This is a genomic window from Ruegeria sp. (genome assembly GCF_965243365.1).
Lineage (GTDB): Bacteria > Pseudomonadota > Alphaproteobacteria > Rhodobacterales > Rhodobacteraceae > Ruegeria.
Map to the genome: position 1 here is coordinate 622,795 of NZ_CBDEUW010000002.1, position 22,646 is coordinate 645,440.

Consider the following 22,646-nt stretch of genomic DNA (forward strand, 5'->3'; position numbering starts at 1 on the left):
GCGCGCCCGAAACGATATCAGCACCCGTGACCTGACCTGCGCACAAAACAAGGCGCATATGGGTTATCATTGCGTATAGACGTGGCAGAAGAGCCTCGTTTCTACGGTGCCAGCCGGTCCAGCAGGTCTCGGTTGCGGCAGTATTCCGGCGCTTCCGGGGCAGCCAGAGTTTGCGCCAGAAATGACTCGCAATGGCCAGGGTTCGGGCATTCGGTGCAACGCAGGACAGCCTCCGAGATATCGTCCACCCGTAGCGCGCCGGAAATTGCGGCTTCTTCCAGGTCAACACCCAAGGTCGTGGCCATCTCGTCCACCAGACCAGCGTGGTGGCGCAATGTGTCGCGGCGGGACATGCAGTTTCCTTTCTGTATCGCAACTGGGGTCAGCCTACCGCATCTGTCCCGCCGGTAATTTGACTCAGGTCAAGGCCCGGATTCCAGATGATCCAGATAGGCCCGCGTGGCATCCTGCACCCGGCGAAAGCGGTCTCCGCCCAGTTTTTTACCGCCGTACCAGCGTGTTACAATGATCACATGATCCGCAAGCTCCGCGCGTTCCATCATCCGCAAGATGACCATGGCCGCTCCGGTTTCACCGTCATCCGCTTTCAACGCGCCGGTAGGCAAGACCGCAGCCCAAGTGTTATGTGTGGCTTTGGCATAGGCCTTGTCGGATTTCAGTCTGGCCAGAACCGCATCCACATCCGCCCGGCTGGTGACCCGCGCGCCAGTGACCGCGTATTTCGAACCTCGGTCGCTCAGGACCACACCCAAACAGGTCAAATCTGTCATTGCGTCAGCCCCAGTTGCGCCGCTGTCAGCATGACGGCCTCAACCCGTTGCGCATTCGGGGGATGGGTTGCCAGAAACTGATCGCCGGGATCAGGGATGCGCTGAAAGAACTTCAGACCTATCAACGGATTATAGCCGGACCTGTGCGTGATCAAGGTTCCCAGCACATCAGCCTCCAACTCGAAATCCTGCGAATAGCTTTGCACCCCAACTTCGGCCCCCAATTCCTGCGCCTTTTCGATTCCGGCGCTGCTTTCGCCCCGTTTGCGGGCCAGTTCTCCGAATTCACGCGCGCCCTGCTTTGCGTTTTCGGCCTGTCGGGAAATATGATCCAGGATATGATGCGCGGCTTCATGCCCCATGACAAAGGCCAGTTCATCAGCATTTTGTGTCGATCGGATCATGGCTTGCGAGAAAATGATAATCGGGCGCCCTTCGGCATCCAGCGTCTGAAACGCGTTGGCCTGCACGCGGGGGTCAACGTCCACCATGATGGCAAAATCACAATTGACCGTCGAGGATCGCCGTTGACACTCGGTTTGCGCGGCATCACCGACGTTGCGGCTGACCTCGGCGAAACTGCGGCTCAACTCTTGCAATTCTGGCGAGCGTGGCTGCCAGTCTTCGGCAGGCACGGCGTATGATAGCGATGTCCCGCAGGCTGGCAGCAACAGAACAAGCATCAGAGCAAGATGGCGCATTCCGTTTCCTTTCAATCCCCTCTGCCAGCACACAACCATAGCGCGGCAATTGTGGCGCGACCACATCCGAATTAACGTCCGACGGGTTGCATTACCGCGATTGCCTCTGCACTCTGCGCCTATGTTTTCGATTGAGCATGAATTCGACTCGACTGTCATTACTCTGGTTGATGAAGGCCCCAAGCCTTTGCAGGAGGATGTTGTCATAAACAGCTTTGCCGAGTGCGTAACGCTGGAGCAACTGGACCCGCGCACGGACAAGATTCAAAAAATCACCCTATCCCCCGAGCAGATCCGCGATTTGGCCGCGGCTCTGGATTTGCCCGAAGGTGTCTATCAGGTCCGCGAAACCGGTCGGGGGTTTTAACGGCCGCAAGGCACCGAGCAGCTATCCGACGCGCTCCAAGCGGCGCCGGTCGGCGTCTTTTACCTTTTCAGGTTGAAAAACATCCCCTGTTTCCATCAGTTGGGCCTTGAATTGAGGTTCGGGCTCACCGAAATACCGTTGAGCCATGTAAAGAAGGTTAACATATGTCGCTGAACTCTCCTGCCGCGCTGGAATTCCTGCAAAACCGCAGATCCCGCCCGGCCAAAACACTGGTTGCACCTGCACCCACGCGTGAACAGCTGTTGCCGCTTCTGACCGCGGCGGCGCGCAGCCCGGATCACGGCAAGTTAGAGCCCTGGCGATTCATCGTACTGGAAAAGGGCGCGATGCCCCGGCTTGCCGAGTTGACGGAACAACGTGGCGCCGCGCTGGGGAAAAGCCCCGAGGACATTGCCAAGGCGCGGAATCAATTCGATCTGGGTCAACTGGCCGTGGCCGTGATCGAAGTTCAGAAACCATCCCCAAAAATCCCAGCAATCGAACAAACCTATTCGGCAGGCGCGGTGTGTCTGGCGCTGCTCAACGCCGCTTTGGCGTCTGGTTGGGGGGCGAACTGGCTATCCGGCTGGCAATCACATGACCCGGAATTCTGCAAACAGGGGCTGGGTTTGGCGGAAAACGAACGTGTTGCCGGTCTGATTCACATTGCGACAGAAAGTGCCGCACCACCGGAACGCCCGCGCCCGGATGTTGCGGCCTTGACCAGCTGGGTTTCGGGATGATCATCCTCAACGCTTTCTTCGCAGCTTTGGGTCAGCTAGGGGACCCAAGATTTCGGGGCGTTCTATGGCGCGGCGTTGGTCTGACAATCCTGCTTCTGATCATTGCCTGCGCCGGGGCAATCTGGCTGATCAATTCTCTGTCGGGGCAAGAAATCTCGCTGCCCTTTGTCGGCACTGTGCCTTGGCTGAACGATGTGCTGAACTATTCAGGCATCGTTTTGGTTTTGATATTGCCCGTGTTCCTGATGGTGCCTGTCGCCTCGGCCATCACATCCATGTATTTGGAAGAGGTCGCACAGGCGGTTGAGGACAAGCATTATCCCAACCTTCCAACAGTCCCTCGTATTCCCTTTACCGATGCTGTGCGGGATACAGTCACCTTTCTGGGCGTCTTGATTTTGGCCAACGCGCTGGCGCTGATCCTTTACGCGATTTTCACCCCGCTTGCGCCTTTTATCTTCTGGGCGATGAACGGCTTCCTTCTGGGGCGCGAATACTTCACCCTGGCCGCGATGCGGCGTGTAGGCCGGGAAGGTGCGCGAAAGCTGCGGGCCAAACATTCCACCATGATTTGGCTGGCCGGGACATTGATGGCGATTCCGCTATCTGTACCGCTTATAAACCTTGTGATCCCGATCATCGGCGCGGCGACTTTTACGCATATCTACCATTCAGTCTCGGGGCAAAGGCCCTGAAACCTACTCGCGCGGCTCCAACTGGTTGAGCCAGTCAAAATCGCGCACCGTGATTATTCCGGACAAGATAATGCCCGCGATGATCGCCCAAAGTACAATCGTGATCCCGGTTGTGATCCACAGCTTTTTGCGCATGTGGTGAACCTCGGGCGCGCCTGCATGGGTACCAGGAACAATATCACCAAGATCACCTTGCGTCTTGATGCGTACCGGCAGCACGACCAGCAAAGTCAGAAACCAGATAACGGCAAACAGGACCAGAGCGGCTGTAATTGTCATGGGGTGCCCTCAGACCTGCTCCAACTCGACAAGGCATCCGTTGAAGTCTTTAGGATGCAGAAACAGCACCGGCTTGCCATGCGCCCCGATCTTCGGCTCACCCGAGCCCAGTACACGGGCACCAGTCTCTTTCAGATGGTCACGGGCAGCAATGATATCCTCGACCTCATAGCAGACGTGGTGAATGCCGCCCGAGGGGTTCTTTTCCAGGAATCCCTTGATCGGACTGTCCTCGCCCAATGGATAGAGCAGTTCGATTTTGGTGTTGGGAAGTTCGATGAACACAACGGTAACACCGTGATCGGGTTCATCCTGCGGCCTACCTACCTTGGCCCCCAACGCGTTCCGATACTGCGCTGACGCGGCCTCGAGGTCGGGAACGGCTATGGCAACGTGGTTCAGGCGGCCGATCATGGGGCTCTCCTCAAGTTCTTCGGTACAGCGGTTATGGGGGCTGTTCGGGCAAAGGACAAGTGCGCCAAATCGCGCGTTAACGCTGTGTTAGCCAGAACTTCCTAGCCTGAGGTACCTGCTGATTAGGAGTTCTGCCATGGACGATTCGGGACTATTCGAAGCCCCCTCTGCCACCGCGATGCGGCCTTTGCTGGGGCAAACAATTCTTGTGGTTGAAGACAGCCGTTATGCCTGCGATGCCATCCGCCTGATGTGTCTGCACAGCGGTGCTCGTATCAGACGGGCAGATTGCCTGAAATCGGCGCGGCGACATCTGCAAATCTACCGCCCTTCGGTGATCATTGTTGATATGGGCCTTCCTGACGGATCGGGTGCAGAGCTTATTGCCGATCTGGCCGGCAAGTCCCCCCGGATCGAAGTTATTCTGGGTTTGTCTGGCGACGACGAAACCGAAGGCCGGGCGATGCAGGCAGGTGCAAACGGCTTCCTGACCAAACCGCTGACATCACTGGCTTACTTCCAGACAACCATTCTGAAACTTTTGCCAGAAGACCGCCGCCCCTGCGAGTTGAGCTTGGTCAGAGACGAAACCATTTGCCCCGACCCGCTGGCCTACCAGGACGACATGGCGCATATCGCGGATGTGCTGGCCGGTCCAACGGATCATCGCACGCTGGACTATGTTGCCCAGTTTCTCAGCAGCGTGGCACGTGACGCGCAGGATCGGGCTTTGGCCAAGGCTGCACAGCAACTCGCGCTGTCGCGCACAAGTGGCGCACCGACAACCGCTTTGGCAGCCCGGGTGGCCGGACTGGTACAAAACAGGTTGGAACGGCAGGAGGCGATCTGAAATGGCAACCGCCTATTTTCTGACCGCCTCATTAGTCGCGCTTTGGATGTACCACCGAGCGCGGAGAGCCGCGCGCGCAATTCGTCGCAACCGACAGCAGTTGAATATCTAACGTTCGGTGCGGTTGTAATGCAGGAAAACGCCCGCACAAGGCGGGCGGTTCAGATCAGTCCTGCGGGATGATGCGAAGACCCAGCTCCATCAACTGGTCCGAGGTCGGGTCCGAAGGTGCATCCATCATCAGATCTTCGGCGCGTTGGTTCATCGGGAACATCATGACCTCGCGAATGTTGGCCTCATCAGCCAGCAACATCACGATCCGGTCGATGCCCGCAGCACAGCCCCCGTGTGGCGGAGCGCCATAATGGAAAGCGTTGAAAAGGGCACCAAAGCGCGATTTGACCTCTTCTTCACCGTAGCCGGCCAGTTCAAAGGCTTTCAGCATGATCTCGGGCTTGTGGTTCCGGATCGCGCCCGAGACCAGTTCATAGCCGTTACAGGCCAGATCGTACTGATAGCCGCGCACGTCCAGAGGGTTGCCCTGCAGCGCTTCCATCCCGCCCTGCGGCATCGAGAACGGGTTGTGTTCGAAATCAATCGCGCCGGTTTCTTCGTCCTGTTCGTAGATCGGGAAGTCCACGATCCAGGCAAAGGCGAAACGGTCTTTCTCGGTCAGCCCGAGTTCTTCACCGATCACGTCACGCGCTTTACCTGCGACCTTTTCAAAGGCTTTTGGCTTGCCGCCCAGGAAGAATGCGGCATCGCCAACGCCCAGACCCAGTTGTTGGCGGATCGCCTCGGTGCGTTCGGGGCCGATGTTCTTGGCCAGCGGGCCTGCCGCCTCCATCCCCTCGCCCTGATCGCGCCAGAAGATGTAGCCCATCCCCGGCAGGCCTTCTTTCTGAGCAAAGGCGTTCATGCGGTCACAGAACTTGCGACTGCCACCGGTCGGCGCTGGGATGGCGCGAATTTCGGTGCCTTCCTGCTCCAGCAGCTTCGCGAAAATTGCAAAGCCAGACCCGCGAAAGTGGTCGGAGACCACTTGCATTTTAATAGGATTGCGCAGGTCGGGCTTGTCGCTGCCATACCACAGCGCCGAGTCCTTGTAGGAAATCTGCGGCCACTCCTGATCGACCTTGCGGCCACCGCCGAATTCTTCGAACACACCGGTCAGAACGGGCTGGATCGTATCGAACACATCCTGCTGCTCAACAAACGACATCTCAAGGTCGAGCTGGTAGAAATCGGTTGGCGAACGGTCGGCGCGCGGGTCTTCGTCACGGAAGCACGGCGCGATCTGGAAATACTTGTCGAAACCCGACACCATGATCAGCTGCTTGAACTGCTGCGGCGCCTGCGGCAGCGCGTAGAACTTGCCCGGATGCAGACGCGAAGGTACCAGAAAGTCGCGCGCGCCTTCGGGCGACGAGGCGGTGATGATCGGCGTCTGATATTCGCGGAAGCCCTGATCCCACATGCGGCGACGCATCGAGGCGACAACGTCCGAGCGCAGGGTCATGTTCTGCTGCATCGCCTCACGGCGCAGGTCCAGATAGCGATAGCGAAGGCGGGTTTCCTCGGGGTATTCCTGATCGCCGAACACCATCAGCGGCAGTTCATCGGCAGCGCCCAGAATTTCCAACTCGCGCACGTAAACCTCAATCTCACCGGTGGGCAATTTCGGGTTCACCAGATCGGCGTCACGCGCTTTCACGGTACCGTCGATGCGGATACACCATTCCGAACGCACCTTCTCCAACTCGGCAAAGGCAGCGCTGTCGCCGTCGCACAAAACCTGTGTTACGCCGAAATGGTCGCGCAGGTCGATGAACAGCACGCCGCCGTGATCTCGGACCCGATGCACCCAGCCGGACAGGCGGACAGTTTCACCGACATTGGCGGCGGTCAGAGCGGCGCAGGTGTGGCTGCGATAGGCGTGCATGGAATATCCCTTCGGGCGCAGAATTCGTCGCGCCGATACACCCTGTCAGGCTCGGAAAGTCAAGGCAGGTCGCACCGTCAAAACGGCCTTTGCACGTTGCCGGAATAGAAATACACGCCCAGACCCACGGCGAAGATGATATTCCCCGCAATCGCATGCAACAAAACCGCATAAAAGAACGAGCCACGCTTGCGATAGGCCCAGCTGAACAGCAGCCCGCCAACGAAGGTCATTAAGGCAACAATCCAACTCCAATACATCAAGTGAGCAAAGGAAAAGACGGCCGCATTCAGTATGTCAGCCTTGCGCCCTTCGGGTAGTATCGCGTGATAGCGGCGGAAGAACAGCGGGCGGAACAACAACTCCTGCGGCAGGGCAGACAGAAGCGGATAGCCGATCCAGATAAAGACCAGCATCTCGGGTCGATGTTTAAGCAGAAAAAAGGCCGCTTCTGGACGGGTGAGGTAGATCAGCGCGGTACAAAACGCGACGGTCACCAGAGTGAACACGGCCAGTTCGCGAAACGACCAGTTCGCCCATTCGTACCGCAGTTCCGCCCACTGAAAGCCAGGGGTCGCGTGCAGCAGGACAATCCCCAACCCGGTAAAAGCAAAGAGCGCGGGAAACATCCAGTTGGGCGGGAACAGCACCGCAATCAGCAGCGGGGCAGCAATGAAGAACAGGCCAAACTCAAACCGCAATCGCAAAGCCGCGAGCGGTGGGACAGTTATCGTGCTGTCTTTGCTCACAGGCTCACCAACTCCACCGGTATCAGGCCGCGCAAGGAATTTCCCATAAAAATAGATTGCGCCTGTTTCAGATCATTCAGGGTCAGAACCGCCTCGGCATACTCTTCTTGTTCCAAAACTTCTTCGCGCAGAATACCCGGCAAAAGCCCGCTGGCCAGCACGGGCGTCAGCCGCGCTCCGTCGCGGGTTTCAATGAACAGATTGGTGATGGACCCTTCGCACAGCTCATCGCGTTCATTCAGGAAAAGCAGTTCGTCAACGCCCTTGGGCATCGCCGCGCGGGCAGTGTCATAGAGAGCACGGCGGGTGGTTTTGTGGCGTAGCCATATATCGTCAGAGGTCAGGCGGGTTTCCGAAACGGCCAGCCGCCAGATTGGAGGGTTTTCGGTCAACGGGGCGGTGGTCAAATCGAACTTGCCCGCAACATCCATGGTCAACCGACAGCGCATCGGGGCGTCAGCCGGGGTTTCCATCAGAACCTCCCGCGCGACATTCCGGTCCATCGGCAAGCCCAATGCGGCAGCGGTACGCGCCATGCGGTTCAGATGCCGGTCCTGTCGGACAAACCCCTGCCCAGGCCAAAAGCCCAGGGTTTCGATCAGGCGGAAATCAGGCTCGACTGGTGGACGAAGCGGGCTTTCCATAGCGCCTCCTCATATTCCGATGGGGCGGTGCTGTCCCAAACCAGACCGCCGCCAACATTCAGGGTCGCCTTGCCGTCCTCGACCATGAGAGTCCGAATGGCCACGTTGAATTCGGAACGTCCATCCGGTGCCGCCCATCCGATCGTGCCGCAATAGGCATCGCGGGGCCACGGCTCCAACTCTGATAGAATCTCCATCGCACGGATTTTAGGCGCTCCGGTGATCGAGCCACAGGGGAACAGAGCCGTCAGGATATCTGAAAGGCCAACCCCAAGGTGCAATTGCGCCTGAACCAACGAGACCATCTGGTGAACGGTCGCATAGGTTTCGACCTTGAACAGCTCGGGCACCTTGACCGACCCGGCCAGCGCGACGCGGCTGATATCGTTGCGCAGAAGGTCAACGATCATCAGATTCTCGGCGCGGTTTTTTTCGTCAGATGACAAGAAAGCCCGGCGACGTTCGTCTTCGACAGGGTCTTCGCTGCGCGGTTGAGTGCCCTTCATCGGGCGCGTCTCGATCCGACCCGTGGCATCGGTGCGGAAAAACAGTTCAGGAGATCGGCTGAGCAAATCAGGCAGCCCGTCTTGTTCGACCAATGCGCCATGCCCAACGGGCTGGCCAGCCGCAAGCGCGGTGTAAAGCGCTGCGCTGTCACCCGTTACATCAAGATCAATGGGAAAGGTCAGATTCGCCTGATAGATGTCGCCCGCACCGATGGCATCATGAACCGTGCGGAAGGCCTGGGCATAGCGCGCTTCGTCCCAGCGCGGCTGAAATGCAGTGATGCCGCCCGTTTCCTTTGGCAGACCAACGCGGTCCGGTTCCGCGTACACCCCGAAACACAGCAGTGGCAGCCGTCGTCCTTGGGGCAGAAGGTCGGCCAGACGTGGCTCCAACACATAGCCCAGCTCATAACTCGCATATCCCGCCAGCCAGGCCCCATCCGCGCGCGCCTGATCAAGCGCCGCCAGAGCCTGAGGCACCTCTTCCGCATGATCCGCGCGGATGATTTTGGATGGGCGTTCAAACCGGGTTCCACGACCGGCTGGCCCTTGATCGAAACGAATACGCAAGTGCATCCTCATTTGCCGTGCTGCGCGATATAGAGGATACGCCAGCAAGTGAAAGGGGGGAAAGCGGCAATTTCGCCCCTGTTTCCGATACCTCTTGCACCTTTTCGCGCGGTCCCTATAACGCAGGACAATTTGGGCGCTGGGGCGGTGCCCTGACTCGCGGACAATCGAAGGAACAAGGCCATGCCGAGAAGAACCGACATCCAGTCGATCATGATCATCGGGGCGGGGCCCATTGTTATCGGACAGGCCTGCGAGTTTGACTATTCCGGCGCACAGGCCTGTAAGGCGCTGCGCGAGGAAGGCTACCGGGTCATTCTGGTGAACTCAAACCCGGCCACGATCATGACTGATCCGGGGTTGGCGGATGCCACCTATATCGAACCGATCACGCCCGAGGTTGTCGCCAAGATCATCGAAAAAGAACGTCCCGACGCCCTGCTGCCCACAATGGGTGGACAGACCGGCCTGAACACCTCGCTGGCTTTGGAAGAAATGGGCGTACTGGACAAGTTCGGTGTCGAGATGATCGGAGCCAAACGCGACGCCATCGAAATGGCCGAAGACCGCGCCCTGTTCCGCGAAGCGATGGATCGCCTGGGTATCGAAAACCCGAAAGCCGAGATCGTGACGGCCCCCAAGGACGAGACCGGAAAGAAAGATCTCGACGCCGGTGTAGCGCTAGCGCTGGATACGCTTGAAACTGTGGGGCTGCCCGCAATTATCCGCCCGGCCTTTACGCTAGGCGGCACCGGTGGCGGCGTGGCCTATAACCGCGAAGATTATATCCATATTTGCCGTTCGGGCATGGATGCCTCACCCGTAGGCCAGATCCTGATCGACGAAAGCCTGCTGGGTTGGAAGGAATATGAGATGGAGGTGGTGCGTGACACTGCCGACAACGCCATCATCGTCTGTTCCATCGAAAACGTCGACCCGATGGGCGTGCACACAGGTGACTCGATCACTGTTGCCCCTGCCCTGACGCTGACCGACAAAGAATACCAGATCATGCGCAATCACTCGATTGCCGTTCTGCGTGAGATCGGCGTCGAAACTGGCGGCTCGAACGTGCAATGGGCGATCAACCCCGATGATGGCCGCATGGTCGTTATCGAGATGAACCCACGCGTGTCGCGGTCGTCTGCGTTGGCGTCCAAGGCGACCGGTTTCCCGATTGCCAAGATCGCCGCGAAATTGGCCGTCGGCTATACGCTGGATGAGCTGGACAACGACATCACCAAGGTCACGCCTGCGTCGTTCGAGCCGACCATCGACTATGTCGTCACCAAGATCCCGAAATTCGCGTTTGAGAAATTCCCAGGCTCCGAGCCTTATCTAACCACTGCCATGAAGTCGGTGGGTGAGGCCATGTCCATCGGCCGCACCATCCACGAATCGATGCAAAAGGCGCTGGCTTCGATGGAATCGGGGCTGACCGGCTTTGATGAGATCGAAATCCCCGGCCTGAACGTAGGTGTCTGGGAAGAAGCCGACGACAAGGCTGCCGTCATCAAGGCGATCAGTCAGCAAACGCCCGACCGTTTGCGTACCATTGCGCAGGCGATGCGCCACGGCCTGAGCGACGATGAAATCTTCGGTGTCACCAAGTTCGACCCATGGTTCCTGGCCCGCATTCGCGAGATCATCGAGGCAGAGCGCGCGGTGCGCAAAGACGGCCTGCCGGTGACCGAAGACGGTATCCGCAAACTGAAAATGCTGGGCTTCACCGACGCGCGCCTGGGCAACCTGACCGGTCGAGATGAGGCCAACGTCCGCCGCGCCCGCCGAAATCTTGGTGTCACCGCCGTGTTCAAACGCATCGACACCTGCGCCGCCGAGTTCGAAGCGCAGACGCCCTACATGTACTCGACCTACGAAGCCCCGATGATGGGCGAGGTCGAATGTGAAGCCCGTCCGAGCGACCGTAAAAAGGTCGTCATTCTCGGCGGCGGCCCGAACCGGATCGGTCAAGGTATCGAGTTCGACTATTGCTGCTGCCACGCCTGCTTCGCGCTGACTGAAGCCGGGTATGAGACCATCATGGTCAACTGCAACCCCGAGACAGTCTCGACCGACTATGACACTTCGGACCGGTTGTATTTCGAGCCGCTGACCTTCGAACATGTCATGGAAATCCTGACGAAAGAGCAGGAAAACGGCACCCTGCACGGTGTGATCGTTCAGTTTGGCGGTCAGACCCCGTTGAAACTGGCCAACGCGCTGGAAGCCGAAGGCATTCCGATCCTGGGCACCACGCCGGACGCTATCGATCTGGCCGAAGACCGCGAACGGTTCCAGGCCCTGGTCAACGAACTGGGTCTAAAACAGCCCAAGAACGGCATCGCCTCGACCGACGAACAGGCGCTGGAGATTGCAGACGAAATCGGCTTCCCGCTGGTCATCCGCCCCTCATACGTTCTGGGCGGCCGCGCGATGGAAATCGTCCGCGATATGGATCAACTGCGGCGCTACATCAACGACGCCGTCGTGGTCTCGGGCGACAGCCCTGTTCTGCTGGACAGCTATCTGGCCGGTGCGGTTGAACTGGACGTTGATGCGCTGTGCGATGGAACCGACGTGCATGTCGCGGGCATCATGCAACATATCGAAGAGGCAGGCGTGCATTCAGGCGACTCCGCCTGTTCGCTGCCGCCCTATTCGCTTTCGAAAGAGATCATCGCGCAGATCAAGGATCAGGCCTTCAAACTGGCCAAGGCATTGAACGTAGTTGGCCTGATGAATGTCCAGTTCGCGATCAAGGATGACGAAATCTATCTGATCGAAGTGAACCCGCGCGCCTCACGCACTGTGCCCTTCGTGGCCAAGGCCACTGACAGCGCCATCGCGTCCATCGCGGCGCGACTGATGGCGGGTGAAAAGCTGGCAAACTTCCCGCAGCGCCCGCCCTACAAAACTGTTGACGACTCCAAGATCGCGGACCAGATGACTCTGGCCGACCCGGACATGCCCTGGTTCTCGGTTAAAGAGGCAGTCATGCCCTTTGCCCGCTTCCCTGGCGTCGACACCATTTTGGGCCCCGAAATGCGCTCAACCGGAGAGGTGATGGGCTGGGATCGTGATTTCCCCCGCGCCTTCCTCAAGGCGCAGATGGGGGCGGGCATGGTACTGCCGACATCGGGCCGTGCCTTTATCTCGATCAAGGATGCGGACAAGGGCGTGGCGATGCTTGAGGCGGCGAAAGTTTTGGCTGATCAGGGTTTTACACTGGTTGCAACGCGCGGCACGCAGAGCTGGTTGGCGGAACAAGGTGTCACCTGCGATGTGGTGAACAAGGTCTATGAGGGTCGCCCTGACGTGGTCGACATGCTCAAGGATGGTCAGGTGCAATTGGTGATGAACACCACCGAGGGTGCTCAGGCGGTCGAGGACAGCAAGGCCATCCGCTCCATCGCGCTTTACGATAAGATCCCCTATTTCACGACTGCTGCGGCCAGCAATGCTGCGGCGCTGGCCATCAAGGCGCAGGCCGAAGGGGACGTTGTGGTGAAGTCACTGCAGGGGTAAAGCGTTTGCCCACGATCTGAGATAAAGCCCTGGCTAAGAACGCCGGGGCTTTTCGATTCAGCACACGTTGCTGCGAAAGCCTGTCATGGAATGTGATTGGAATGCCCGCATTCCCTCGGGTCAATACGCCTTGATCAAACAAGGGTGTGATTGCATTTTGTGCAGATCGAAACATTCAGGACCCATCATGTATACGCCTGCCATTACCGGTACCGGAGTCTTCACGCCCCAGAATATCATCACAAATGCCGAACTTGTGGCCGCCTTCAATGCTTTTGCGGATCAAAAGAACGCCGAAAACACCAAAGCCATCGCTGCGGGCGAGATGGAACCGATGCAGCATTCTTCGGAAGAGTTCATCGTCAAAGCCTCAGGCATTCAAAATCGTTATGTGATGGACAAGACCGGTGTACTGGACCCCGATATGATGTATCCCGCGCTGCGTCAGCGCAGCGACGAGGAGCCCGGGATTATGACCGAGATGGCGATTGACGCCTGCCAAAAGGCTCTGGCGCAGGCGGGACGCACGGCACAGGACGTGGATCTGGTGATCTGCGCTGCCTCGAACCACGAACGCGCTTACCCCGCGATTGCCATCGAAATCCAGCAGGCACTGGGAACCAAAGGATTTGGGTTCGACATGAATGTCGCCTGTTCCTCGGCCACATTTGGTATTCAGGCGGCCGCGGATATGGTGCGCTCGGGCTCGGTTCGGGCGGCGCTGGTGGTCAACCCCGAGATTTGCTCGGGCCATCTGGAATGGCGTGACCGTGATTGCCATTTCATCTTTGGCGATGTGGCTACGGCGACCTTGATCGAGCGCATCGAAGATGCGCAAGGCCCTCATTTCGAGATCGTTTCAACCCGTTGCGCCACCGAGTTTTCTAATAACATCAGAAATAACAACGGCTTCTTGCGGCGGTCCCGGCCTGACGGGCTGGTGGATCGCCGGGATATGCAGTTCATGCAGAACGGCCGGAAAGTGTTCAAGGAAGTCCTGCCGATGGTCAGCAGGCACATCAGCGATCACATGGAGTCCGAAGGCATCGAAAGCGGTGACTTGAAGCGCCTGTGGCTGCATCAGGCCAACAAAACGATGAATGACTTCATTGGAAAGAAGGTGTTGGGGCGCGAGCCAGTGGCAGGTGAACAGCCGAACATCTTGCAGGATTATGCAAATACATCCTCGGCGGGATCAATCATCGCGTTTTCAAAGTATTCGGATGATCTGCAGGATGGCGATGTCGGGCTGATATGTTCGTTCGGAGCGGGGTATTCGGTGGGGTCGGTGATTGTGAAGCGGCATGGGTGACGTAAAAGCGATCAACCTTGGCCAAGAGGCGTGTGTCTGAGAGCCGGTGACTACCTGGATTTGAGAAGCATTCTATGCCAAATCTTCACAATGGTGAATTCGACAGCAGATATGACAACCCGCTATGAATCTGCCGCACCAAAGTGGCGAGATAAAATGCGCGCTCTGGGGTATTTTGACGGATATTTGGGGTTTCTTTCCACATCCAACGCGGTTCGCCAGCAAGGGCTTCGCGTCGTTGATATCGGCGCGGGAACGGGCTCTTTCGCTGAAGCTTGGGTCGCAACCCAAGAGCCGCCAAAAACACTGACTTTGATCGACCCAAGCGGTGCAATGCTTGAACGCGCCCAGTCTGCCCTGCTTGCGCGAGGTCTCCGCCCTCAATTGCTGCAGACCGAGCTTGGCAGAGTGGACCTTGCACCATCCGATGTTGCGTTGGCGGCCCATGTGCTCGAGCATTGCGAAGACACTCTGACCACGCTGCAGCAAATTCGCGATCTTCTTCGCCCCGGCGGACGTTTGTTTCTGGTTGTTTCGAAACCGCATTGGTGCAACGCAATCATCTGGTTTCAGTGGCGGCACCGCACATTTCGCGAACAGGAGATCACAGGTTTATTGCGTCAGGCTGGTTTTTACGTCGAGTGCATCCATTCTTTCCCGTAAGGTCCTCCATCGCGGACCAGTCGTGGTATCGTTGCTGTTCGTGTGAATTAAAGACGATAGCCTGAAGCCACACAGAAGCTCGTCCGCTTCGATGTAAAGCTTTGCGCCTGCGACCTTGGCTGAAAAATAGGGCGCGCCCTAGCTCACACTCTCTTCTTCCAGATGCAGTTTCATCTCGATCAACACCTGTTGCAGCAGGCTGGTCTCTTTCAACAGCCGCTTGGCTTCGTTTACCGTGATGATGCCATCTTCGATTGCCGCCTGATACTCGGTCATCAGCATGGCAAACCGCTGACTTAGTGCAATTACGTCCGAGTTCACCCCACCCGTGCGCGGCCCTTCTGTATTGCGACCGTCATAGGATAGGGTGATGTTTTTAAGGTCGGCCAGCGCCGATGTAACATGCGGATAGGCCGCTGCATTCTCAAGGCGTGCAACTGCGTCGACCGGCATGAACCTGTCCGAGTGTTCAGCATTGTCCGAATAATACCGCCCCAAGGTCGCCTTGGATTTACCGGTGATCTCGCACGCGGCTTCGATCCCGACGTCTTTGACCAATGCTTCTGTATGTTTTTTCAGATAGGCCCCGATATCCGCCATATTGTTACCTTTGTTACCTGCGCGCCCACCCCGCCGACTGTCCATTCGGGGGAATGGGTGGGGAAATTTCCCATATTCGAGTCATAATTGAAATGCCATAAATTGACTATCCCTCAGATATGCAGGGATTTTGTGAGTGAGTGGCGGCGTTTCGCGCCGGTAAAGAGTGGTCGTGGGGCACCATTTCTAGCCCTGCAGGTTATGGCCTCATGTTGGCCAGTGGTGTCGCTGTTGTGTAATCGAGGTTATCCATCCCCAAGAGCATCTGCTCGACCCCGAGAACCGCAGCAGCGGCGCCGCTTTTTCAAGTCAAACAGATGACTTGCCCCGCGCGCCTGTGCGTTCTAGACCCGCCACATGGCCAAGCTGTATTTCAACTATTCCACCATGAATGCGGGCAAATCGACCGTGTTGCTGCAGGCGTCGCATAATTACCGCGAGCGCGGCATGGACACCTATCTCCGCACCTTCGGTGCTAAGTCTCTGAAATAGAGTTTCTTTTTTCCTCTCAAAGTCAAGGTTTCGGATCAGAACATGCGTGTTTTCGTCCGGCACCGCAACCGGATGGAGGAACAGAAACATGCCACGACTCACCGACGCGCGGGTGCGCGACCTGCGCGCGAAGAAAACCACAAGAAACATTCGGGACACCGCTTTAGCGGGTTTCGGGGTCAGGGTTCTGCCCAGTGGCCGGAAGCGGTTCTTCCTGCACAGCCAGCACGACGGCCAGCGCATATGGAAGATCATTGGCGATCCCGCCGACATGACGGTCGCCGAGGCCCGTGAGCGGGCACAGGGCCTGCTGGCCTCAATGCGGTCTGGCCAACCCGACAAAGAGATGCTGTTCGAGGCTGTGGCGGAAGAGGCGTTCCGCCGCCATGGTCGGCAGTGGAAGCCGAGCACGCTCCGCAAGAATCAGCATTATCTCAACAAGCATATCCTGCCTCGGTTTGCGGGGCAGCGGATTGCGGACATCACGCCGCAGGATGTGCGGGACTGGTTTGCCGAGATGCACGCAACGCCGGTGTCGGCGGATCGGTCCATGCCCGTCCTGTCGGTCATAATGACAGTAGCAGAGTCGGATGGCTTGCGCCCGGAAGGGTCCAACCCGTGCAAGGGGATCAAGAGATATAGGCGACAAAACCGCGACCGCTTTCTGTCCGATGCCGAGTTCGGGCGTCTTGGTGTGGTGCTAAGCCGGGCGACTCCATCAGCGGTGATATCGCTCATACGACTGCTTGCACTGACGGGTTGCAGGTCGAGCGAGATCAGAACCCTTCGTTGGGCGGACTATCGTGACGGGCATATCTTTCTGCGCGACAGCAAGACGGGTCCGCGCACGGTATGGCTATCAGCACAGGCCCGCGCGATTCTGAATGCTCTTCCCCGTACCGCGCCTTGGGTCTTTCCCTCAGTCAAGGGCAAAGGCCCCATATCACAGAAGGTACTTATCACTGCCTGGTTCCGATTGCGGGCGGAGGCCAGTCTGGAAGATGTTCGGCTGCATGACCTGCGACATTCCTATGCGAGTGTGGCGATCACAAGCGGGGAAACAATCCTCGCGGTGGGACGGCTTCTCGGACACCGCAACCCGGAAACGACCCTCAAATATGCGCACCACGCAGAAGCAGACGCGGAGAGAGCCGCGACCGCGATGGGTGCGATTCTCAGGGGGACACGGACATGAAGGCTGTAAGATTGACAGATACGCGCGCGAAGCGGCTCAAGCCGACTGCGCGGGAATACTCGGTTCAGGATCGGGCGGTGCCGTCCCTGAGCCTTCGGGTCTATCCCACAGGCACGAAGGCATGGACGTGTAGTGTGGACGGGCGGAAGGTGTCGCTGGGCCGAGTCGAGTTGATGCCCGTCGAGGACGCGCGACGTGAATCTTTACGGTTGCAGGTTGAAGGTGTTGCACCAAGCAAGGACCTGCCCACCTACCGCGTTTTCGTGGAGGATGTCTGGCACGACACATGGTCCAAAAAATGCAAGCCCTCGACCATCAAGGGACGGGATCATATTCTGACGCGACAACTGCTGCCCGCTTTCGGAGGATTGCGGCTTGACCGGATCACGCGAAAGGCCATTGAAGACTGGTTCAACGCCTACAGCGCCTCCGCGCCGGGTGGGGCGAACCATGCGCTGCAACTCCTGCGCCAGAGCCTGAATTTTGCCGTTGAGCGCGGCCTTATGGACAGCAATCCTGCACGCTCAGTCCTCCCGAACCGGCGACCGAAGCTAACGCGGTTCCTGTCGCGGGATGAGATCGCGCGGTTGAACGCAGCGCTGGACCAGCACGCCAACGGGCGCGGGAGCGTTCAGGCCGACATCATCCGCCTTCTCCTGCTCACCGGATGCCGCAAAGGTGAAATCGTCAACCTTAAGCGACGTGAGGTCGATGGAAGCCGTCTGAGGCTTGTAGACAGCAAGACGGGTCCGAGAACCGTGTATCTCAGCCCCGAGGCCCGCGCGATCATCAAACGGCGCATGACGACAGCGCCCGGCGCGTATCTGTTCCCGTCCCCGCTGAACCCGGAGAAGCCCATTTCGGGAGAACTGAAGCTGTGGTACGCGATTCGTCGGGAAATCGGAATCGAGGACGTGCGCCTGCATGACCTGCGGCACTCCTATGCGAGCCAATCTGTAATGGCAGGCGTTCCGCTGCCGGTGGTCTCGAAACTGCTCGGTCACAGCCAATGTGCAATGACCCTGCGATACACCCATGCCGCCGACAAGGATGTCGAGGCCGCAGCGGATCGGGTCGGTGCAAGGATTGCTGAGTTGTTGCGAATTGGGTGCGAGTGATTTGCCTATGAAATCAAGAAACTCGCTGCACGCTGCACGAGTTCATCCAGAACTCGTTGTATGAGTTTCAAAAAATCCAGAAGTTGGGTCTTGGCCATTGATATGTGCGCGCAGAAGAACACATCACGGTCTTCATATTTCATCTTGCCCCGCTTCTTTATACCTATATTCATTATCAGCCAGAACCAATTTGGTTGCATTGCGCACACCGTACCGGTTGTTTTGAACTTTCAAACGCCTATCAATCTCCTTGACGGAATCAGTTGGGGTTCTTTCAGTGTAGTAGATACTGCCTACGGCTTCGTTGGGAATGCGAAGCAAATTTACAGGTTGTCCATGATGATCAGTTTCACCTGTACCCAACGTCTGATGCAGTTCAATAATCAAGCGGCACTCACTTTCATATTCCCAGATATTGCTCTTATGCTGCATAGCGTTAATAAGGTTACTCTCTGGCCAAGATAGTGGAATGTAATCGGATATCACGCCGGGGTTCGAAATATAACAAACCCTCTTGAGTTGCGCTTTTTCTTCAAACCGGCGCTTGATTTCTGCGGCTTTGTAGCCGATCGCGAAACCTGAACCATCCAATGTGTAATGCGCCCAGAGAAGTGGATGGAAAGGATCTGTCGAAAACGAGATGATACCAAACCGCGTTGACAATTGTTGCCTGTAAAGTTCTCCAATATAGAGACTGCCGTATTTTTGTCGGGCGGCTTCGATATCATCTGCGACGATTGGAGAGTCGGGCTGTATCTGAGTAAGCACTTCCGCGAAGCGCATATTTCCTTCTTGTTTATCCTTCTCCTTAAATACCTTCGAGAATGAACACTCGAAGGGGTCATTCATGGCTGAAGGTTGAGTTGCTCTTAACGCGCCATCACCGATCTCCGGCAGGCAGGACATCGCCCGCTTCGCTGGTACGTATTTGTAGATCAAAGTTTCGTCTGAAATTTCGGCTTGGTCCATCACATCACATTTTCGGGCCTGTTTTTGTGGCAACAGCGAACAGTTTCTATGACAAAAATCCGAGGTTAACTTCGAAGTTTGACTCGGGCGCGACGATGGCGCAATTTGGCTGCTTCATGAGGCACTGTCATTGAACTTAGCGCGACCAGAGGCTCGAACTCAGTCCTCCTTGATAGCTCCCCATCGCTCTACCAGAGGCAGGAATGCGAGGTGAATAATGAGCCATGATCCGTATACCATGTTGTGGTCCCAGAACCCGCCCACCGGCAGCTTACCATGAGCAATTTGGTTGCGTAGAGATGGGCCACCGGAAAAACTGAACAGGAGGTCAATCTCATGCGTGTATCGTTTGGGTAAGATTTCTTCCAATTTTGCCCGCCAGCAGCGCGCGGGATTCAACAACATCCGCAGTGAAGCTTCAGTCTGAATTCCGTTCTCGTCGGTGGTGGTCGTGTCGATACCTAGGTGAAACAGGATGTTTCGTAGTGAATTCTCCAACTGCGGCACCAACAGAGACGCCGCCTCGATATCTTCACCACCAAGGAACTGGACGATCGCTCGTGCAAAGATGTACTCATGCCCCATAGGAATGAATGGGCTGTCCTTTATCAACTCTTGAATCGCATCGGTGGACACCAGATGATCGCGCGCAATTACCATCCGAATTGGGTTGATAACACCGGCGACTGTTTCTTGACGGGAAAGCCTTCGGTGAAATGACATCAGGTAACGATAGTGCTGTTCCGTCTCTTCAGCATCACCAGTAAGAAGCCCAGGTGATCGGAACACGACCCGCCCCTGAAAATCATGAACCTGACTTGGCATGATGCTTTGCAAGGAAAATTCTTCGGCATATTTTTCCGCTTCCTGACGAATGTCTTCCGGTTTAGGTGGGCGATGACAAAGCACTAACGAAAGAAGCGCAGTGGGCCAGGAATGCCCCCGAACCGAAGCTTCAGAGTGTTTCACGATCTCCGACAGGTCGAACTCGGTAGAGATTGAGCCCATTTCATCTCGAATCGAAGGTTGGACCTCTCGGAGTTTCGCATTGAGTTCGTCTCGGCGATCTTTTGTACTGGGGTAATTGCGGAGAATGTGAATCGCGTCGTTCAGAAAAGCAGATATCAACATGGGAGAATCTGCCAACTCGGCTTTATGCGCATGGCATTCAGCAACTTCTTTCATGAATCGATTATGGTTGTCCTCATCACGGTTGATCTTGTGGCACCGGGCAGCGGCCTTCCATAGTCTTATTCTCTGGTCTGGGCTAATTCGGAGTTCTTCCATTTCAACCAGACCCTCGGCCATAGATGCGACCTTTTCCAGAGGGGTGATACGGTGATCGATATCGACACTCGCAATCCGAACGAAGTCGCTCGGTTTCTTGTTCTTATAGGCATCGGAAACCAACGAGTGTATCAATTTTTTCAGCCGCGCCGACGCCTGAAGTTCCCATTTAGTGGCGTGAGAAATACGAGCCGCTCGAACCAGAAGGTCTTTCGCATGACCTCCGCAGGGAGACGCATAGTCAACGGCAAACACTGAAGTTCCAGACCGCACCTGTTCCACGCAGTCGCAGTAGGCAGAGATTGCCATTTCCGCCATGTTCTGTCGCTGCCGTTGAACAAACCACGTTACATCGGCCAGCCGCGCCCTGAGCCCCGCATTGGTGATACCCGGTGTGAATTCGGCGAGAACATCAATTTGCTCTGGCAACAGATCGGCGGGAACCAATGACCTACGGTTGCCGGAAACGAACATCGGCCCGAACGGTTCGGTTGGATGATCGGGTTGGACATGGTAGCTCGTAAGCCCATCCAGCAGTTGAAGCGACGGCTGCGCTTCAGTTTCGGCATCAACGGCTCGTTCAGAAAATTGCCGATTGATATCGCGACAATCGACGCTGTTCGAAGCTGACAACAGGTCATCAATGTCGATTGCTTGCAACTGGCCCAATTCCACGACGAAATCCACTCCGGGTATTGGGGCTTGGGTTTTCTCTTCTTGTGGCATTGCCGCTTCAGAGCTTTGACCACCTTCAGGATTTTCCATACCCAGCCTCCACGACGCTGTAATTTAGGCAAAGACACAAGTTTATTTCTGGCTCTCAACTACTTCTTACAGCCGATAAACCAGGTGCACAAACTCGGCATGTCCAAGTTCATATGGAAGACGTTGGGTATCGACCCGCAACTTTCGCTGCGCAAATTCCACTTGCGGGGAATGTCGCTGACATGGTTAAACACCATGAGCACGCCGCGAGGGCGGGCCAACGGTTACGCATGAAGGCGCATCAGCACAAGGCAAGCCCCCGAACGGCACTCGATCTGCTCTCACGCATTCAGAAAAGCACAGCTCAATCGGCGACCGCACCTTCTATCGAAATACGGCTAGATGTGCTTGAGCATGTCCTCAACCGAGGTTGACTTTATATATCGAGCAGGAGCATCGCCTTCGGCCAGAACAGCAAAATGCCTTTCGCCGCACTTGATCTTCGCCCCTTCTTTGTGGCGTAGATCATCCCACCATCCGCTGCCCTTTGTCTCTACGACAAAATACAGCTTTTCCTGCCCGTCATCTTCAACCAACACCGCCCAATCAGGGTTATAAGTCCCTAGCGGCGTCGGAACTTTGAACCAGGGCGGGAGCTTCGCATAGACCTTCACCGCTTCGTTCGCTTCGAGGTCTTCCGCGAACCGTTTTTCGACGCCCGCCGAGTCATAGACGACATACTGATAGACCGATTTCTGCCAATCCGGGCATCCGGGCAACACGCTCAAGCAGGTTGAAAACCCAGATACAGTAACCGACCATTACCCGGAACAGTGCCAAGCTTGCCGAGCTGAACTTTCACCAGAGGATGCCGTTACGTTCGCGGCGAGGCAGGTTTTCCAGCTTCCGCCCCCACCCCCCCTTTTTGTCACCGAACATCGTGCGCATACCAGCCAATGCCAGACTTGAGGAGCGAAGACGTGTGCCAACTTTCCCGAGGGCGTAAAAGCCCCGGCGCAGTATGGTGATGAGATAGGGGCGCTCGCTGCCTACTTGCAGACCCAGCACTGCGTTCCGGAAAAGCGATTGGCGCAGATTTTTTCGGACTGCTACGGGATCAAGATCGCCGCCGCCACGCTGGCCGGGCTGATCGCCAAAAAGGCCGAGCAAATGAGTGACGGATGCGCGCGCGAAGCGGTTCAAGTCTTCGGCGCGGGAATACTCGATTCAGGACAGTCCCGTCCCTGCGCCTTCGGGTCTATCCCACGGGCACAATGACATGGACCTGCAATGTGGACGGTCGCAAGGTGTCGCTGGGCCGGGTCGATCTGATGCCGTCGAAGACGCCCGCCGAGAATGTCATCGGTTGCAAGTTGAGGGGATCGCGCCGACGTCGGAATCGTAGCTCATGCGGCGGTGCAGTGTAAAACCCAATTTCAGGGTCGCTAGAACGTCGGCTTCTGACGTCTCGGCAGGGTTGGTTCGCAATTGCAGCGAACCGCCTCCCGCCCGTTTTGCACGGACAG

Annotated in this window: 24 protein-coding genes and 1 pseudogene; 12 read left to right on the forward strand and 13 right to left on the reverse strand. The window is 57.0% G+C overall.

Annotation, left to right across the window (positions count from 1 at the left end; genetic code table 11):
• Positions 1-101: 101 nt before the first annotated feature.
• The 3 genes from ACP0GE_RS06835 to ACP0GE_RS06845 all read right to left on the reverse strand — a co-directional run bounded on the left by ACP0GE_RS06835 (position 102) and on the right by ACP0GE_RS06845 (position 1,492).
• Entirely contained in the window at positions 102-353 is a 252-nt protein-coding gene (locus ACP0GE_RS06835) for a DUF6455 family protein (protein WP_424831237.1), read from the reverse strand.
• 69 nt (positions 354-422) lie between these two features.
• On the reverse strand, positions 423-791 hold the full coding sequence (locus tag ACP0GE_RS06840; protein WP_424831238.1) for a YigZ family protein: 369 nt from the start codon (positions 789-791) through the stop codon (positions 423-425).
• Entirely contained in the window at positions 788-1,492 is a 705-nt protein-coding gene (locus ACP0GE_RS06845) for a M48 family metallopeptidase (RefSeq protein ID WP_424831239.1), read from the reverse strand. The genes ACP0GE_RS06840 and ACP0GE_RS06845 overlap by 4 nt, the downstream gene beginning before the upstream one ends.
• Before the next feature lie 121 nt (positions 1,493-1,613).
• Between ACP0GE_RS06845 and ACP0GE_RS06850 the strand changes: the two genes are divergently transcribed.
• From ACP0GE_RS06850 to ACP0GE_RS06860, 3 genes are all read left to right on the forward strand, one after another.
• Positions 1,614-1,859, forward strand: coding sequence for a hypothetical protein (locus tag ACP0GE_RS06850; protein WP_424831240.1), 246 nt, complete (start codon positions 1,614-1,616; stop codon positions 1,857-1,859).
• A 164-nt stretch (positions 1,860-2,023) separates the two neighbouring features.
• Positions 2,024-2,602, forward strand: coding sequence for a nitroreductase family protein (locus ACP0GE_RS06855; protein ID WP_424831241.1), 579 nt, complete (start codon positions 2,024-2,026; stop codon positions 2,600-2,602).
• A complete protein-coding gene (locus ACP0GE_RS06860; RefSeq protein WP_424831242.1) occupies positions 2,599-3,297 on the forward strand; it encodes an EI24 domain-containing protein in 699 nt (232 codons plus the stop codon). Before ACP0GE_RS06855 ends, ACP0GE_RS06860 begins: the two co-directional genes overlap by 4 nt.
• A gap of 3 nt (positions 3,298-3,300) precedes the next feature.
• Here the strand turns inward: ACP0GE_RS06860 and ACP0GE_RS06865 are convergent, their stop codons facing one another.
• Together ACP0GE_RS06865 and mce are read right to left on the reverse strand one after the other, a co-directional pair.
• On the reverse strand, positions 3,301-3,576 hold the full coding sequence (locus ACP0GE_RS06865) for a DUF1467 family protein (protein ID WP_424831243.1): 276 nt from the start codon (positions 3,574-3,576) through the stop codon (positions 3,301-3,303).
• A gap of 9 nt (positions 3,577-3,585) precedes the next feature.
• Positions 3,586-3,990 carry a methylmalonyl-CoA epimerase gene (mce, locus tag ACP0GE_RS06870; protein WP_424831244.1) on the reverse strand — a complete coding sequence of 135 codons (405 nt, stop codon included), beginning with the start codon at positions 3,988-3,990 and terminating at the stop codon, positions 3,586-3,588.
• Positions 3,991-4,126: 136 nt separating this feature from the next.
• Here mce and ACP0GE_RS06875 point away from each other — a divergent pair, with 136 nt between their 5' ends.
• Entirely contained in the window at positions 4,127-4,840 is a 714-nt protein-coding gene (locus tag ACP0GE_RS06875) for a response regulator (protein ID WP_424831245.1), read from the forward strand.
• A 166-nt stretch (positions 4,841-5,006) separates the two neighbouring features.
• Here the strand turns inward: ACP0GE_RS06875 and aspS are convergent, their stop codons facing one another.
• The 4 genes from aspS to ACP0GE_RS06895 all read right to left on the reverse strand — a co-directional run bounded on the left by aspS (position 5,007) and on the right by ACP0GE_RS06895 (position 9,257).
• Positions 5,007-6,782, reverse strand: a complete 1,776-nt coding sequence (gene aspS / locus ACP0GE_RS06880) for an aspartate--tRNA ligase (RefSeq protein WP_424831246.1) — start codon at positions 6,780-6,782, stop codon at positions 5,007-5,009.
• Between the two features lie 77 nt (positions 6,783-6,859).
• A complete protein-coding gene (locus tag ACP0GE_RS06885; protein WP_424831247.1) occupies positions 6,860-7,531 on the reverse strand; it encodes a CPBP family intramembrane glutamic endopeptidase in 672 nt (223 codons plus the stop codon).
• On the reverse strand, positions 7,528-8,175 hold the full coding sequence (locus ACP0GE_RS06890; protein ID WP_424831248.1) for an aminotransferase class IV family protein: 648 nt from the start codon (positions 8,173-8,175) through the stop codon (positions 7,528-7,530). Before ACP0GE_RS06890 ends, ACP0GE_RS06885 begins: the two co-directional genes overlap by 4 nt.
• Entirely contained in the window at positions 8,130-9,257 is a 1,128-nt protein-coding gene (locus ACP0GE_RS06895) for an aminodeoxychorismate synthase component I (RefSeq protein ID WP_424831249.1), read from the reverse strand. Before ACP0GE_RS06895 ends, ACP0GE_RS06890 begins: the two co-directional genes overlap by 46 nt.
• A 177-nt stretch (positions 9,258-9,434) precedes the next feature.
• Here ACP0GE_RS06895 and carB point away from each other — a divergent pair, with 177 nt between their 5' ends.
• The 3 genes from carB to ACP0GE_RS06910 all read left to right on the forward strand — a co-directional run bounded on the left by carB (position 9,435) and on the right by ACP0GE_RS06910 (position 14,754).
• Entirely contained in the window at positions 9,435-12,779 is a 3,345-nt protein-coding gene (gene carB, locus ACP0GE_RS06900) for a carbamoyl-phosphate synthase large subunit (protein ID WP_424831250.1), read from the forward strand.
• A 187-nt stretch (positions 12,780-12,966) separates the two neighbouring features.
• Complete coding sequence (locus ACP0GE_RS06905; protein ID WP_424831251.1) at positions 12,967-14,091, forward strand: beta-ketoacyl-ACP synthase III; 1,125 nt, start codon at positions 12,967-12,969, stop codon at positions 14,089-14,091.
• A gap of 111 nt (positions 14,092-14,202) precedes the next feature.
• Positions 14,203-14,754 (forward strand): class I SAM-dependent methyltransferase, encoded by a 552-nt coding sequence (locus ACP0GE_RS06910; protein WP_424831252.1) that lies wholly within the window; start codon positions 14,203-14,205, stop codon positions 14,752-14,754.
• Between the two features lie 138 nt (positions 14,755-14,892).
• Here the strand turns inward: ACP0GE_RS06910 and ACP0GE_RS06915 are convergent, their stop codons facing one another.
• A complete protein-coding gene (locus tag ACP0GE_RS06915) occupies positions 14,893-15,354 on the reverse strand; it encodes a hypothetical protein (RefSeq protein ID WP_424831253.1) in 462 nt (153 codons plus the stop codon).
• Positions 15,355-15,711: 357 nt separating this feature from the next.
• On the opposite strand from ACP0GE_RS06915, the pseudogene ACP0GE_RS06920 reads away from it, so the two are divergent.
• The 3 genes and pseudogenes from ACP0GE_RS06920 to ACP0GE_RS06930 form a co-directional block, all read left to right on the forward strand.
• Positions 15,712-15,822, forward strand: a pseudogene (locus tag ACP0GE_RS06920) (thymidine kinase); the annotation flags it as partial.
• 112 nt (positions 15,823-15,934) lie between these two features.
• On the forward strand, positions 15,935-17,041 hold the full coding sequence (locus ACP0GE_RS06925; protein ID WP_424831254.1) for a tyrosine-type recombinase/integrase: 1,107 nt from the start codon (positions 15,935-15,937) through the stop codon (positions 17,039-17,041).
• Entirely contained in the window at positions 17,038-18,159 is a 1,122-nt protein-coding gene (locus ACP0GE_RS06930) for a tyrosine-type recombinase/integrase (RefSeq protein WP_424831255.1), read from the forward strand. Before ACP0GE_RS06925 ends, ACP0GE_RS06930 begins: the two co-directional genes overlap by 4 nt.
• Before the next feature lie 132 nt (positions 18,160-18,291).
• On the opposite strand, the gene ACP0GE_RS06935 is transcribed toward ACP0GE_RS06930, so the two are convergent.
• Both ACP0GE_RS06935 and ACP0GE_RS06940 read right to left on the reverse strand, forming a co-directional pair.
• Complete coding sequence (locus ACP0GE_RS06935; protein WP_424831256.1) at positions 18,292-19,128, reverse strand: DUF2971 domain-containing protein; 837 nt, start codon at positions 19,126-19,128, stop codon at positions 18,292-18,294.
• 159 nt (positions 19,129-19,287) lie between these two features.
• Positions 19,288-21,180, reverse strand: a complete 1,893-nt coding sequence (locus ACP0GE_RS06940; RefSeq protein ID WP_424831257.1) for a DUF4209 domain-containing protein — start codon at positions 21,178-21,180, stop codon at positions 19,288-19,290.
• Positions 21,181-21,279: 99 nt separating this feature from the next.
• Here ACP0GE_RS06940 and ACP0GE_RS06945 point away from each other — a divergent pair, with 99 nt between their 5' ends.
• Positions 21,280-21,414, forward strand: coding sequence for a hypothetical protein (locus ACP0GE_RS06945; protein ID WP_424833884.1), 135 nt, complete (start codon positions 21,280-21,282; stop codon positions 21,412-21,414).
• Between the two features lie 104 nt (positions 21,415-21,518).
• On the opposite strand, the gene ACP0GE_RS06950 is transcribed toward ACP0GE_RS06945, so the two are convergent.
• Entirely contained in the window at positions 21,519-21,902 is a 384-nt protein-coding gene (locus ACP0GE_RS06950) for a hypothetical protein (RefSeq protein ID WP_424833822.1), read from the reverse strand.
• A gap of 304 nt (positions 21,903-22,206) precedes the next feature.
• Between ACP0GE_RS06950 and ACP0GE_RS06955 the strand changes: the two genes are divergently transcribed.
• The gene (locus ACP0GE_RS06955) at positions 22,207-22,398 is read left to right on the forward strand and encodes a hypothetical protein (RefSeq protein ID WP_424831258.1); all 192 of its coding nucleotides are present in this window, start codon (positions 22,207-22,209) and stop codon (positions 22,396-22,398) included.
• The last annotated feature ends 248 nt before the right edge of the window (positions 22,399-22,646 follow it).